Annotated in this window: 10 protein-coding genes; 4 read left to right on the forward strand and 6 right to left on the reverse strand. The window is 46.1% G+C overall.

The annotated features are described in order from the left end of the window. The first annotated feature begins 13 nt into the window (after positions 1 to 13). Both mngB and NSQ58_RS06210 read left to right on the forward strand, forming a co-directional pair. Positions 14 to 2,689, forward strand: a complete 2,676-nt coding sequence (mngB, locus tag NSQ58_RS06205) for a mannosylglycerate hydrolase (RefSeq protein ID WP_341057037.1) — start codon at positions 14 to 16, stop codon at positions 2,687 to 2,689. Between the two features lie 46 nt (positions 2,690 to 2,735). Beyond that, positions 2,736 to 4,703, forward strand: a complete 1,968-nt coding sequence (locus tag NSQ58_RS06210; RefSeq protein ID WP_341057039.1) for a BglG family transcription antiterminator — start codon at positions 2,736 to 2,738, stop codon at positions 4,701 to 4,703. A gap of 38 nt (positions 4,704 to 4,741) precedes the next feature. Here NSQ58_RS06210 and NSQ58_RS06215 read toward each other — a convergent pair whose 3' ends face one another. Together NSQ58_RS06215 and NSQ58_RS06220 are read right to left on the reverse strand one after the other, a co-directional pair. Then, complete coding sequence (locus NSQ58_RS06215; RefSeq protein ID WP_023986534.1) at positions 4,742 to 5,146, reverse strand: type II toxin-antitoxin system death-on-curing family toxin; 405 nt, start codon at positions 5,144 to 5,146, stop codon at positions 4,742 to 4,744. Continuing rightward, on the reverse strand, positions 5,143 to 5,406 hold the full coding sequence (locus NSQ58_RS06220; protein WP_013308294.1) for an AbrB/MazE/SpoVT family DNA-binding domain-containing protein: 264 nt from the start codon (positions 5,404 to 5,406) through the stop codon (positions 5,143 to 5,145). The genes NSQ58_RS06215 and NSQ58_RS06220 overlap by 4 nt, the downstream gene beginning before the upstream one ends. Positions 5,407 to 5,601: 195 nt before the next feature. Here NSQ58_RS06220 and NSQ58_RS06225 point away from each other — a divergent pair, with 195 nt between their 5' ends. Together NSQ58_RS06225 and NSQ58_RS06230 are read left to right on the forward strand one after the other, a co-directional pair. Beyond that, positions 5,602 to 6,540, forward strand: coding sequence for a YwqG family protein (locus NSQ58_RS06225; protein ID WP_339201259.1), 939 nt, complete (start codon positions 5,602 to 5,604; stop codon positions 6,538 to 6,540). Between the two features lie 229 nt (positions 6,541 to 6,769). Continuing rightward, entirely contained in the window at positions 6,770 to 7,588 is an 819-nt protein-coding gene (locus NSQ58_RS06230; RefSeq protein WP_341057040.1) for an alpha/beta fold hydrolase, read from the forward strand. 192 nt (positions 7,589 to 7,780) lie between these two features. Here NSQ58_RS06230 and NSQ58_RS06235 read toward each other — a convergent pair whose 3' ends face one another. From NSQ58_RS06235 to NSQ58_RS06250, 4 genes are all read right to left on the reverse strand, one after another. Further along, the gene (locus NSQ58_RS06235) at positions 7,781 to 10,825 is read right to left on the reverse strand and encodes a glycoside hydrolase family 2 TIM barrel-domain containing protein (protein ID WP_341057041.1); all 3,045 of its coding nucleotides are present in this window, start codon (positions 10,823 to 10,825) and stop codon (positions 7,781 to 7,783) included. A 52-nt stretch (positions 10,826 to 10,877) separates the two neighbouring features. Beyond that, complete coding sequence (locus NSQ58_RS06240) at positions 10,878 to 11,702, reverse strand: carbohydrate ABC transporter permease (RefSeq protein WP_023986538.1); 825 nt, start codon at positions 11,700 to 11,702, stop codon at positions 10,878 to 10,880. Continuing rightward, entirely contained in the window at positions 11,699 to 12,595 is an 897-nt protein-coding gene (locus NSQ58_RS06245) for a carbohydrate ABC transporter permease (RefSeq protein WP_013308301.1), read from the reverse strand. The genes NSQ58_RS06240 and NSQ58_RS06245 overlap by 4 nt, the downstream gene beginning before the upstream one ends. A gap of 101 nt (positions 12,596 to 12,696) precedes the next feature. Then, positions 12,697 to 13,986, reverse strand: a complete 1,290-nt coding sequence (locus NSQ58_RS06250) for an ABC transporter substrate-binding protein (protein WP_071559485.1) — start codon at positions 13,984 to 13,986, stop codon at positions 12,697 to 12,699. Between the last annotated feature and the right edge of the window lie 32 nt (positions 13,987 to 14,018).

Here is a 14,018-nt window from a genome sequence, read left to right on the forward strand (position 1 = left end):
GGGAGAACGAGATATGAGCCGTACGAAAGTGCATGTCATACCACATACTCACTGGGATCGGGAATGGTATTTTACCACTTCCAGATCCAAAGTCTACTTGGTGAAGCATGTGAAAGAAGTATTGGATGCGTTGGAGAATGGGGACGGTTTTAAATACTATCTTTTGGATGCCCAAGGGTCCTTGCTTGACGATTATACCCGCTGGTGCCCGGAGGATGAAGAGCGCATTCGCCGTCTGGTAAGCGATAAACGCCTGATGATCGGGCCGTGGTATACGCAGACGGATCAATTGGTGATTTCCGGTGAATCGATGGTCCGTAATCTGTATTACGGTATGGAAACGGCGCAGAAATATGGTCATGCCATGAAGGTCGGTTATGTGCCGGATGCCTTCGGCCAGTCGGCGCAGATGCCGCAGATTTATCAGGAGTTCGGTATTCGGCATTTTCTATTCTGGCGCGGGGTAGCCGATAATACGAATCCTAAAACCGAGTTTTTGTGGAAGGGGTCGGATGGCAGTCAGGTGTTTGCGGTACAGATGCCGTTTGGCTACTACTATGGTGGGAATATTCCAGAGGAAGCGGGAGAACTTGAGGCGTATCTCGACAGCCAGATCGGTGCGCTGGAAGAAAAAGCGTCTACCCGCCATGTTTATTTTCCCAACGGCTTCGACCAAGCACCTATCCGCCTGAACTTGCCAGAATTGATTCGCACATTCAACGAGCTGGACCCGGAACGGGAATATGTGATGAATGAGCCGGAACGTTTCCTTGAAGAGATTGAAAAGGACAGCAACGACCTTCCTGTACTGGAAGGAGAGCTTATGGAAGCCAAGCATATGCGTATTCATAAGTCGATTTTTTCCACACGAGCTGACCTTAAGCAGCAAAATAACGAGATTGAACATTTAATCGTGAACACGCTGGAGCCTGTACTGTCGATCAGCCATGCACTTGGGCATGAATATCCACATTATATCGTGAAGGATATATGGAAGCTCTTGTTTGAAAATGCAGCCCACGACAGCATTGGTGGATGCAATAGTGATACGACGAATCGGGATGTGGCTTTTCGTTATAAACAGGCGCGGGATATCGCGGAGAATGTATTGGAGCTGCACAAGCGACTGATCGCGTCGAAGATTAAGCAGGAGGAGACTTTTGCCTTCACCATCTTTAATACGTTGCCTTACCCGCGCAAGGGAGTGACAGAAATTGATGCTTACTTGCCGGAAGGAAGCTTTGTCATTCGGGATACGAACGGTCAGCAGCTTTTGTATACGATTACCGAGAAAGTGGAACAAACAGACTACGTGCTCGGTCAGCATATTGATCTGAATCCGAGCAAAAAGGTGTACCTGCCTGAGCGTGTATTCCGTGCCAAGCTGTTGGTGGAGCTTCAGGAAGTACCTGCTATGGGGTACACACAAATTATATTTGATTTTAGTGCAACAGGGGATGCAACAGCAGAACGTAGCAACGGAAAACATATTGAAAATGAATTCTATAGCATAGCCGTACAGGAGAACGGGGCATTAAGCATCACGGATAAAATTTCGGGACGTGTGTACTCAGATCAGATGGTGTTCGAGGAAAACGGAGATGACGGAGATTCCTACAACTATTCTCCACCGGAACGTGATCTTACAGTTTCTTCGCTTGGTGCTGATGTGGAGACGATAACATCCAAAAGTACGGTATCCGAAGAATTGTCCCTTCGGATGAAACTGAAGGTTCCGTATGATTTAAATGAGCGTTCCGCTGCTGGGACTTCAGCTGAGTTGCCACTCCAGGCATCGGTGTCCTTGCGGAAAGGTGAACGCCTGATACGCTTCTCGGTGGATGTGGACAACCGAGTGCTGAGTCACCGTCTGCGGGTGCTATTTGATACTGGGATTGCCTCTAAGCTATCTATTGCAGATCAGCCGTTCGGAGTCATTGCCCGTCCAACTACGCTGGAGGAAGTAAAGGTATGGGAACGGGAGCAGTGGACGGAAAAGCCGATCACCATTGAAGCTATGCAAAGCTATGTTGCATTAAACAATGGTTCCCATGGAGTAGCCGTGATGACTGAAGGAGTAAGGGAATATGAAATCATTGGACAGGAACATGATACAATAGCGCTGACGTTATTCCGCACTTTTGGTTATATGGGCAAGGAGAATCTGCTATACCGCCCGGGTCGTGCCTCAGGAGAAAAGATCGTAGAAACGCCAGATGCACAGCTGCTCGGTGAGCTTTCATTTACGTTTGCTCTACATGTCCACGAGTCCGGGTTTGACGAGGCGGGCATCGCTCAAGCGGCCAAGGAATATTTAACACCATTATCCAGCTACCAGTTGTCTGATTTTCTGAACGGCCGTTTAATTTTTGCCTTCCGAGACGAAGAAAGAATATTTGAGCAAAACTATAGCCTGTTATCTTTTAGCAAGGATTCCAATGTAATCTTGAGTGCATTCAAGAAAGCAGAGCATAGTGATGGTTATATCGTCCGTGTATTTAATCCTTATTTAGAGAAAAATGCGACTGCACATATCACATACAGTGAATCGGCCCATTACGAGTTGGTTTCGCTGGATGAGCGTTCCAAGGGAGAAACATTGGTTTCGTCCGATACGGAAGGTGCACAATTGCCGGAATTGCAGCATTGCAAGCTGTTAACGGTACTGGTAACCCCGGAATTGAACTAACGTGGAAGTAAAATACGGTTTATCGGAAAGGAGGTCTTATATCTACATGATTTTTCCCTACAAACGCTTGAAAAAGCTGTACCAGCTCGTCAGTGGAAATGATCAAGGCTGGTCTTGGACCACCAAAGCGCTCGCTGAGCGGCTGGAGGTAACAGAGCGGACCATCCGCGATGATCTTAAGAAGCTGGACAGTATGCTGAATGAATATGGAGCATATCTGGAATCCAAGAGGGGTAGCGGCTATACGATTAGGGTTGATGACCGTGAGAAATACCATTTTTTTGCGGATGAAAGTCAGGAAGAAACAGAAGTAAGTCAGCAGCTACCGGGGGCTCCAGAAGAGCGCATACGGTATGAGCTGTTCAAGCTGCTGAATGCGAGGGAATACGTGAAGATGGAGGATCTCGCCGATGAGCTGTATATTAGCCGGGCCACGATGAATAATGATTCTAAAATCATCCGTCGGATTCTGGAGGATTATAGCCTCACTCTGCGCACCAAGCCGGGACATGGTGTAAAGGTGATTGGGGAAGAAAAGAGTATTCGTTACTGCCTGGCTGAATATGCTGACGTCCGCGATGAAGAGGGACAACGCAGCGACATGCCCTTGGAACAACAACAGCTGTTTCAAGGATTGGATCTACCGCAAATCCGGACAATTATTCTAAAGCATTTGCGGAGCGTTGGGACCAAAATGGCTGATTTGGCGCTCAAAGATCTCATCACTCATTTGGCGGTCATGGTGCTGCGAGTGAAGGAAGGTCATGGTTTAGAACGCTTTGAGGCGGTGGTGGGCAGTCCGCGGGATATTGAATTGGCTAGCGCCATGCTGAGGGAGATGGAAGAGGCCTTTGGCATCACCTGTCCTGAAGGAGAGTTCGATTATGTTCTGCTGCATGTCGTCAGCAAAAAGATGGCCGAAACCGAGTGGGAACGCCTCCAGTCTGACCGTCTCTTCTTGGCAGTGCGCGGGATGCTGACATTCGTCTACGAACGCTTTACCTATGACTTGCGTGACGATGAACGGCTGTCCAAGGATTTATTTGTACATTTGAAGCCAATGCTGACCCGGCTGGAGCATGGTATGAACATGCGTAATCCACTGCTTGGACATATTCGCAAGTATTATCCGCTTGCCTATGAAATCACAGTGGGTGCGGTAAAAGAACTACAAAAATCGTTTCCGTACGACATCAACGATAACGAAATCGGTTATTTGGCACTTCATATCGGGGCTGCATTGGAACGCAAATACAATATCCCTCATCGGCGTCGCAAAACCGTGTTGCTGGTGTGCGGCTCCGGCTACGGAACCGCCCGGATTCTAGAATCCAGGCTGCGTTCGCTGTTCGCTGAGCTGGATGTATCCCGAGTGGTTTCACTTCGGGAATACGAGGAGATGTCCACCGTCGAGGAGGACCTCGTCGTTTCGACCATTCACTTACAGCAGCGTAAGGATAAGCCGTCCGCGGTGATTAGCCCGATTCCTTCGGAACGGGATATGGAGACAATGACGCGGATGGTACGGGCCAGCGATGAGGAACAGGAAACTTCACTGCTACGGTATTTTGACAAGCAATGGTTTATGACCCGATCCGATCAGCCGAGCAAAGATGCCCTGATTGAAGAAATGAGTGGTATTTTAAAGCAAAAAGGAGTGGTGACTGACAAGTTTTTGCCAGCAGTCAAAGAAAGAGAGAAGCTGGGCTCTACTGCATTGGATCGAGGGATGGCCATCCCCCATCCCCTGGAGCTAAGCTCTAACCGAACGGTCGTAAGCGTGTGCTTGCTGGAAAATCCAATTCCTTGGGATGCCAACCATGAGGTTCATGTGGTATTCCTGCTTTCAATCTGCAAAGAGGACTACGAACAGGCCATGGGGATTTATGATTTGTTTGTAGAACTGATCCGCCAGGAAGAGACGCTGGAACGATTAAAGCATTGCCACTCCTTTGATGCCTTTATGCTAATCGCCCGTCAGGTGCTTGCAGTCAAGAGCAATGATTACCATTGAACCTAAAAAAGAGATCATTCGTGATCTCTTTTTTAGGTTCACACATGTAGTTTGGAAGAGTGGAGCTCGATTAATAAAGCCAGCTGATTCAACGAAAATTTATGATTAACCATATCTACAGTAAAGTCTTCGGCTGCTTTCTGATCCATTTTAAATTGAAAGCCATTGTAGCGCAAAAAAATGAGTAATGCAGTAAAAGCTGTTCGCTTGTTTGCATTGTGAAAAGGATGGTTTTGCCCTAGGGATTCGAATAATGCAGCGGCTTTGCTGAATATTGTGGGGTACGCATCTTCACTAAAAGCTGATGATTGAGGACGTAGAACAGCAGACTCAAGTAGACTGGTATCTTTGACGCCGATTTGTTCGCCTTTGCTGTATCTTTCAATCATAGCGACATTAATAGCTATAACTTCTTGAATGGTTAAGAAACGAATGCTGCTCATCTATCCTTAAGTCCTTTAAGGGTTTCGTCATATGAATCCATTACTTGAGAAAGATTTTCAAGAAAATCATCACTTAACCCTGAGGGCAGAGTTATTTTGTTCGATTTTTGTATAATGATTTGTCCGCTCTTGTGATCTACTTCAACCTGAACTGTATCTCCTTGGCCCAGTCCGAGCTGCTTAATGGCTTCTGTCATAGTAATCCCTAAGCTATTTCCGAATTTAGTAATTTTACGTTCCATTCCAATCACCTTACCCATCTCTTTATCCTCCTTATTATACTATTCAACTGTTATAACAATTATACATGGTTTCAGGGTATATAAACATATACTTTTTAATTCAACTTATATCTGCTAGAAAAATAGATAGTCAGGCTTTTATTTGGTAATCTGAGGTAAGGGTTTAAATGGTTGCAGGCTATTTTATTACTTCATGAAAAAGGGGCGAGCGAGATGCTACAACCACCATTAAAGGATGAACTGACTCGAATACTGGAAGGGCATTCACTGGATGAAGAATTAAAAGAAGAGATTCATCAGGAAGCTCAAGCTGCTATACAATTCCATGTGGAGCATGAGGAAAATTACGAACACATTGGAAATAGTCGGATCGCCGGCTACCCGGATTTGCCGCCCTCGATCGAGTGGCCGTGTGATTCAGACGGAGAATATTATACGTTTATTGCTCAAATCAATTTGGGTGAAATGCCTTTTTCCCCATACGAGGGGTTGCCTCATCAGGGTATACTTTACTTTTTTCTTGGGCTGGATGAGCCCGCCTATGATATTGACCATAAAATCTTTTACTATAACGGTGACAGCAGCGCTTTGAAGAAAACCTTGCCACCGACCGGGAAGGTTGAAGTATGTGCTGAGAACAGGGGTTTCACATCTTATGCAATTTCTTTTCAGCCGATTGTTACCCTGCGGTCGGAGGGTGAGCTAGGAGATGTTCTTGTAGATCAGTATGAAGAGCTGTATGAGCTTGTTTGTGAACAAAGTGACACGGTGTGGGGTCAGCATCAATCTTTTGCAGGGAACACCCGGCGGGATGCTTATCTACGCCGAAACGGGCTGGAGGGTCTTCTGTTTAACTGGCATAAGAGTGAGAGTCAGATCCATAAGGAAATCGAGCAAGCTATGCATAGGGGAAGTACGGATTATGCGGAGCATTTACGATCCGAGGTGTTGCCTCAGCTGCAAGAATATCAGACGAATCGGGAAAAGCACGATCAGGCTTCGGAAAATTGGCATGTTCTGCTCTCGGTCTCTTCTTTGGACGAGGTTGGTATGTGCTGGTGGGACGCAGGGTATTTGGAATTTTTGATCGATCAAAGAGACTTGAAGAACCTTGATTTCACGCGAACGTATGTTAATTTGGCAACGAGCTAGCTAAAGTTCTAGACTGGGAAAATAAAGTATTAAAGCGACGTTGTTTTATTAAGCTAACGGGCAGGTTAGTTTAACTCCAGAAACAAGAATAGGGAACAAGTGTTCTTTACATGTATTATATATGAGTATATAATCAAAACGAACCGGAGATCTGGTTTGCTTGATAAAACAATGTAGATTCTTCTTTAGTGTAAGAATATTATAAATAAATCAATTTTGGAGGGTCTGTATGCCATATTGTAAAGTCAAGAATGCCAATATATATTACGAGGAAATTGGTAAAGGCAAACCAATTGTAATGATCCATGGTTTTACACCAGACCATCGGTTAATGAGTGGGTGCATGGAACCGATATTTGAAGATAATCCCGATTGGCGTCGTATCTATCTTGACCTGCCTGGAATGGGACAAACAAAGGACTACGATCAAATATGTAATTCAGATGATATGCTAGAAGCAGTTATAAATTTTATTGAAACTCTTGTCCCAAACCAAGATTATCTCATAGCAGGCGAATCGTACGGTGGATATATTACAAGGGGAATAATTAATAGACATAAAGATCGTATTGGTGGAGCTGCTCTGATTTGTCCATTAATTATTCCTGAACACAAAAGAAGAATACTGCCCGAGCATTTTGTTGTTCATTGTGATCGCGAGTTTATGGGCACCTTAAGTGAAGAGCAAATAAGTGATTTTAACGCAAATCAAGTCGTTCTCAATGAATATAATTGGAAAAGGTATTCTGAAGAGATAGTGGCAGGTTGTAAGATCGCTGACTACGATTTTCTTAGCAAGATTCAAAGAAACTATGGATTTTCTACCAATATAGATAAATTAGTTTTTGATAAACCAACAGTATTTACCCTTGGGCGACAAGATGCAGTCGTTGGTTACATAGATGCTTTTAGAATTTTAGAAAATTATCCTAGAGCAACCTTCGCCGTTTTAGATCGAGCAGGGCATAATCTTCAGATTGAACAGGCTCTATTATTTGAGTCACTTATGCGTGAGTGGCTTGAAAGAGTAACAGAGTTTGGATTTTAGTTTTATATTAATCCATGGAACTAACGGGAGACGTTGATTCAATGAAACAACGACAACCTAGGACTTTATTTTCTGCTGACAGTATGATTGGAATGATAAAATACAAAAGCCCTTCCAGCTTTAGCTTCTCATGAGGGAAGCAGCGGAAGGGCTTTTGTTATATCTACTTGTCTATACAGTGAGCGTGCTTATTTATACTCGTTGCACGGTAAATTCGAATTCCAGCTTTTGATCGGCTGTAATTTGGTATTCTTCATGTACCGGAGCTCCCCAGCTATCGTCGCCGCCTACGCCCATTTGTTTACCGGCTATGGTGACAACGGTGTAATACACGTTTGGTAGCTCATACAGATGGTAGGCACTTTCCAGCTCAAACGCTGTAAACGGCGAAATATTGCATTCCACAGGTGCGGTGGCAGGAGCAGTAATGCGAATACCACGCTGAGAATCGTCGGTAATATCGACACGGCGCACGCCTGTACGGTTGCCGGATTCCTGCGGTACGACATACCCGGATACGTTATCCGCAGCTTCGTTACGGAATACGCCTAGTCTCGCGCCAAAGGCACGGTCGATGTAATTCTCTTCCGGTCCCATCGCGTACCAGTCCAGATGGCGGTAGTCTGCCGGAACCTTGAACGAAAGGGCAAAGATCGGCAGATTAGGCAGTCCTGAGACGCCTTCATAAGTCGATTTTACGTTCAGACTGCCATCCGCTAAGACGGTGTAGGCTACCGTTACCTGTACGTCTGCATGGATGCTAAGCGTGTAGCGGAATGTAACGGTTACACGGTCTGTCTGCTCTTCCGTGACCTGAATGTCCACGCATTTACGTGTCAGACTTGCAGCGAACCAGCCACCGGCTTCGAAGCCCAGAGCAGTTCCCCGATCATTGTCTGTGGTCGCCCGCCAGAACAATGGGGCAGGAGGCATGGCAATCATCTCACGTCCGGCGTAGCGAAGTGAAGTCAGGCTGCCTGCTCCTTTGGAGAACATCATACTGAAATCTGCACCGTGAACGCCAATGTTAACATCACCATGCACCACTCGTAAGGCACCGCCCGTAGGGATCTTCAGCGGATTTGGATCTTCCACGATGAAAATATGCTGTCCGAAGGCCACTTCGTGTCCAGCCTCAGCCCAGAGCGTGGATTCTTTCAGAACTAGAGCGGTGTGAATGACGTACTCACCGGGCTTTCCGTCCGTAATGGGGAACGTCAGTGGAATATAGGCTTCGGTCTGAGCCGCCACATCTACATGAATGGCATTACGTGAAATTTCTTTGCCTTCATGCAATAGACTGTATACTAGCTCATAGTCGTCCGTTCCCTCGAACAGGTTTTCGTTGCGAATGGTTACACCTTTGGTATCCGGGATGAGCTTCAGATTTTGATACAGGAATTTGACCTCCTGCATCTTCGGCGAAACCTTCCGGTCCGCATAGACAATTCCGTCCGTACAGAAGCCATAGTCTGTGGCACGGTCGTCAAAGTCGCCGCCGATCGCGAGGTACTCGCGTCCGTAGCGATCTTTTTTCATAACAGCCTGATCAATATAATCCCATATAAAACCGCCCTGGTACAGCTCGTATTTGTTCTCCAGCTCGGTATACTTGTGCATGCCGCCTACGGAATTACCCATCGCATGCATGTATTCGCAACTGATATACGGCTTTTGCGGATTGTCGTTCAGATATTGCTCGATATCTGCGGGTTTGGCGTACATCCGGCTCTCCATATCGCTGGTATCATCGTACGTACGGTTGTGAAACACGCCTTCGTAGTGTACCAAACGGCTCGGGTCGGTGGTTCGGAAATAGTTGGCTACATTGCGCAGCACTTCACCTGCATACGACTCATTGCCGCAGGACCAAATCAGAATGGACGCATGGTTTTTGTCCCGTTCCAGCATGGAAATGGCGCGATCCATGACGATATCCTGCCACTCAGGCAGATTGGCGGGAATATTCCACGATGGCTCGACGGCGCCGAGTTTTTGCCAGGAACCGTGTGTTTCCAAGTTCATTTCATCAATTACATAGACCCCGTACTCATCGCATAGCTCATACCACAGAGTCTGATTTGGATAATGAGAGGTGCGAACAGCGTTCATATTGTTCTGCTTGAGCGTCCGGATATCCCACAGCATATCTTCACGGGAAATCGCACGTCCGGTGCGAGCGTTAAATTCATGGCGGTTCACACCTTTAAAGACGATGCGTTTGCCGTTCAAATGCATGACCTTGTTTATCAGCTCAAATTTACGGAAGCCAATTTTTTGTGGAATGACTTCCACGAGCGATCCACTGGCATCATAAATTTGAATGAACAACGTGTACAAATAAGGTTTCTCCGCGCTCCAGCGCTGCACTTGCTCCAAGGCTGCTGACAGCGAAGCTGTGCCATCAGTAAAGTTAGCTTTCAAAGAAGCTACAACATGGCCGGCAGCATCTTTCACATCGACAGTTGCATAGGCCGTTGCCGGCTTTTCCAAGGTCAATTTCAGCTCCAGAAGGCCCTGCGTGTAGGAAGCATCCAGATCCGCTTTGGCATGTAGGTCACGTACGTGAAGAGTAGGGATGGTATAGAGATATACGTCTCTGAAAATACCGGAAAAACGCCAAAAGTCCTGATCCTCCAGCCACGCTCCCGTACTTCTTTGATATACCTCTACTGCCAGCTTGTTTTCGCCTGCTTGCAGGAACGGTGTCAGTTCAAAATCAGACGGTGTAAAGCTGTCCTCGCTGTAACCGACAAATTGTCCGTTCAGCCATACATAGAAAGCCGACTCGACGCCTTGGAAGGAAATGAACACAGGCTGCGCGCCCGAAGCCATATTTTCCGGCAAAACAAAGCTTTTGATATAGCTCCCGACCGGGTTGTGGTCCTCCGGAATATGGGGTGGACGAACGTCCGAATGTCCGTCCCATGGATACATCGTATTCACGTACTGCATTTGGCCAAAGCCTTGCGTCTGAATGTGACCCGGTACCTGAATATCGCTCCAGCCGCCATACTCAAAGCCGGGCGCATAGAACTCTACCGGACGGCTGGCTGGATTCGTTGCATAGTTAAACTTCCAGCTCCCATTCAGGCTATGACGCCAAGCCATATCAGCATGCTGCTCCGCTTCCTGAAGCGTAGCGTAATATTTGTGATCGGAATAGGCGGGCAGCCGATGTACAGCAAATTTGGTTACGTCGGTCAGCCAGTCCAGACTAGGGGTATGGATGGTCAAGGCGAACACTCCTTATTTTTAAAATGAAATGAAGATCGTACACAGAAGTCTGTTATTTAACCGAACCCACCATGCCCGCTACAAAGTGTTTCTGCATCAGGAAGAATACCAGTGCAGTCGGCAGTGTGGACAGGACAATGGCGATCATGATGACACCGTAATCCGGTGCATAGCTGGAGCCAAGGTTCGAGATCAACAGCGGAATCGTTTGATTCTCCGGCGTTTGCAGCACAATCAGAGGCCAGAGGTAGTTGTTCCAGCTGGACATGAATGTGATGATCGCGGCAGCGGCATAGGTTGTTTTCATCGTAGGCATATACACCCGGAAGAACAGACCCAGCTCGGATAATCCATCCATACGACCTGCTTCCAGTAGATCCTTTGGAAACATCTTGGTGCTTTGACGGAAAAAGAAGATCAGGAACGCCGTAGTTACGGTCGGAATGACGACAGAAGAGAGTGTATCAATACCGATCCACGGTATGACATTAGAAATACTGCCGAACATCCGGTAGAGCGGGATCATGATCGCCGCAAACGGAATCATCATAGACATCAGCAGGATATTGAAGACAACGTCTTTCGCTTTACTTCTGTAAATTTCAAAGCCATAACCGGCCAGTGATGCGATTAGCATAGCCAGCAGCGTAGTTGAGATGGAGACTTTTGCAGAGTTACTTAGTGCGGTAACGATGTCTACTTTTTCAAGCAAATTGTGCATGTTATCCATCAAATGGGAGCCAGGCAGAAGCTTGCCTTTGGTCACATCGACCGACAGGTTCGTGGAGCTGGATAGCATCCAGAGGAACGGGAAAATCGAAACGAACGACACAAGGATCAGAAAGGCGTACGTAAATGCTCTTTTTGTTTTCATCATTTTTTCTCACCTGCCACTTTGAACTGGATAATCGACAAGATAATGATCATAATGACGATGGAATAAGATACGGTCGCCGCATAACCAAAGTCGGATGAATATTTGAAGGACAGATTGTAAATATATTGCGAAATTGAAGATGTCGCGTTCCCTGGCCCACCCTTGGTAATATTCATAATTTCATCGAAGAGTTGGAGTGTACCAATCGTTGATGTAATCGAAGTGAACAGGATAATCGGCTTAAGCAGTGGAACCGTAATGCTGAAAAACTGTCGGATAGGGGAAGCTCCGTCAATACGGGCCGCTTCGTAGATGGAACTGTCAATGTTCTGAAGACCGGATAGGTAAAAGATCATATTATAACCAGTCCAGCGCCATGTGATCGCGATAATAATTGTAACCTTGGCCCAGAAAGGATCTGTAATCCATTGGATGGGCGTGCCAATCACGTGCAGATTCAGCAATAAGGAGTTTACCAGACCGTCAGACGAGAACAAGTACTTGAAGACAACCGAATATGCTACAAGGGATGTGATACACGGCAAGAAGATAGCTGTGCGGAAAAAGCCCTTGAATTTCAGGTTTTTATCATTCAACAATACCGAAATGAACAGAGCCAGAATGACCATCAAAGGTACCTGGAAAATTAAATAGATAAACGTATTCTTCACGGCGGTTATAAACATTTTATCGGTGAAGAGTCGCTTGTAGTTATCAATGCCGTTAAAGCTCAGATTAGACCCTGTACCTGTCTTAAAGGACAAGATAAGCGCCTGAATCATCGGATAGAAATAAAAAGCGGCGATCATGATCACTGCGATGGATATGAACAACCATCCTGTCATACCTGCTTTGAGACGTGTTGTAGTTATTTTGGGCGCGGCTGTCTTCATACCATGTCAACTCCCTGTGCAGCAATAAAACCTTGAACTCGCAAGCCCAAGGTTTTAAGTGCTTATCGTTTTATTGTTTAGCCTTGGCTAGATGGACTGTCTTATTTAAGCTGTGCTTCCGCCTGTCCTTGAGCATCTTTCAGAACTGCGTCTACATCTTTTCCGTTCAGATAGTTTTGAATTTCAACGGTCATGATATCCTCAATGGCATACGTGTGCAGGCCATAATTGACTTTTGGAACTTGCTTAGTCCATTCTGCAAATTTCTTATATACTTTGTCGCCTCCGAAGTACGGATCTTCCACGTCATAAGCTTTACCGCTGGAAGCTGCGTTCAATGAACCGACAATTCCAATTTTGCTCAGCATATCTTGATACAGCTCTTGATCTGTTCCGAATGTCTCTTTCAGGAAATCAGCAGCGGTATCTTGACCGTCCGAGTTAAGGACATACCAGGAGCTGCCGCCGAGGCTGGAAGCATTCACGGATTCAGGTATATTTTTCAGCTTAGGGAAAGGAACAACGGCCCATTTACCCGATTGCGAAGCTTCTGCTTTAATCGAAGGTGTAATCCAGTTACCTGTAGGTACGGAAGCAACTGCACCGCTGTTGAATGCGGCCAGGAACTGACTCCAGTCGGCATTCATTTTGACAATGTTAGCGTCGAACAAGGATTTGTACGTCAAGAGCGCTTCTTTCAGAGCTGGATTACCAGCCAGGTTTGGTGTTTTACCGTCTTCTTTCAGGTACCATGAACCTGCAGTTTGGATCATACCACGGATCAGACCGAGGTCATTTGGATCTTGAGTCAGCATTTCTTTGCCTGTTTTTTGTTTTACGGCTTTACCAATTTCAATAAATTTGTCCCAATCAATATTAGTCAGGTCCGATACTTTGTAGCCGGCTTGTTCCAGATAATCCGTTCTTACATACAGTCCCATAACACCGGAGTCGAATGGAACACCATACTGTTTGCCGTTGTAGCTAGTCGGTCCGATTTTATAATCAGCGAAGTCGGTTGCTTTGATCGTGCTGCTCATATCATGGAAAGAATCGGGATAGGCTTGCAGGAAGTTCTGTGCCCGATAATCCTCGATCAGAACCACGTTCGGCAGTCCTTTGGTAGAACCGGAGTTAAGACCGGCATTCATTTTTTGTACGATATCGTTTTGAGCATATTCAACAATGTTTACGGTTACATCTGGATGTTTGGCAACGTAGCGATCTTTTGCCAGCTTCAGGGCTGCGATATTAAAGTTCGGGTCCCAAGCCCAGACGGTGATTTCTTTTTTGCCTGAATCTGTGGTAGTCGCTGCTTTCTCGGAATTGCTGGAGCATGCGGATAGCAAGATCAAGCTTGCAATCAGCAGAAGGAAAGTCATTTTTTTCATTTTGTTCAACCCCTACTCTTTTTTTATATGTT

The organism is Paenibacillus sp. FSL M7-0134 (assembly GCF_038007865.1).
Lineage (GTDB): Bacteria > Bacillota > Bacilli > Paenibacillales > Paenibacillaceae > Paenibacillus > Paenibacillus polymyxa_B.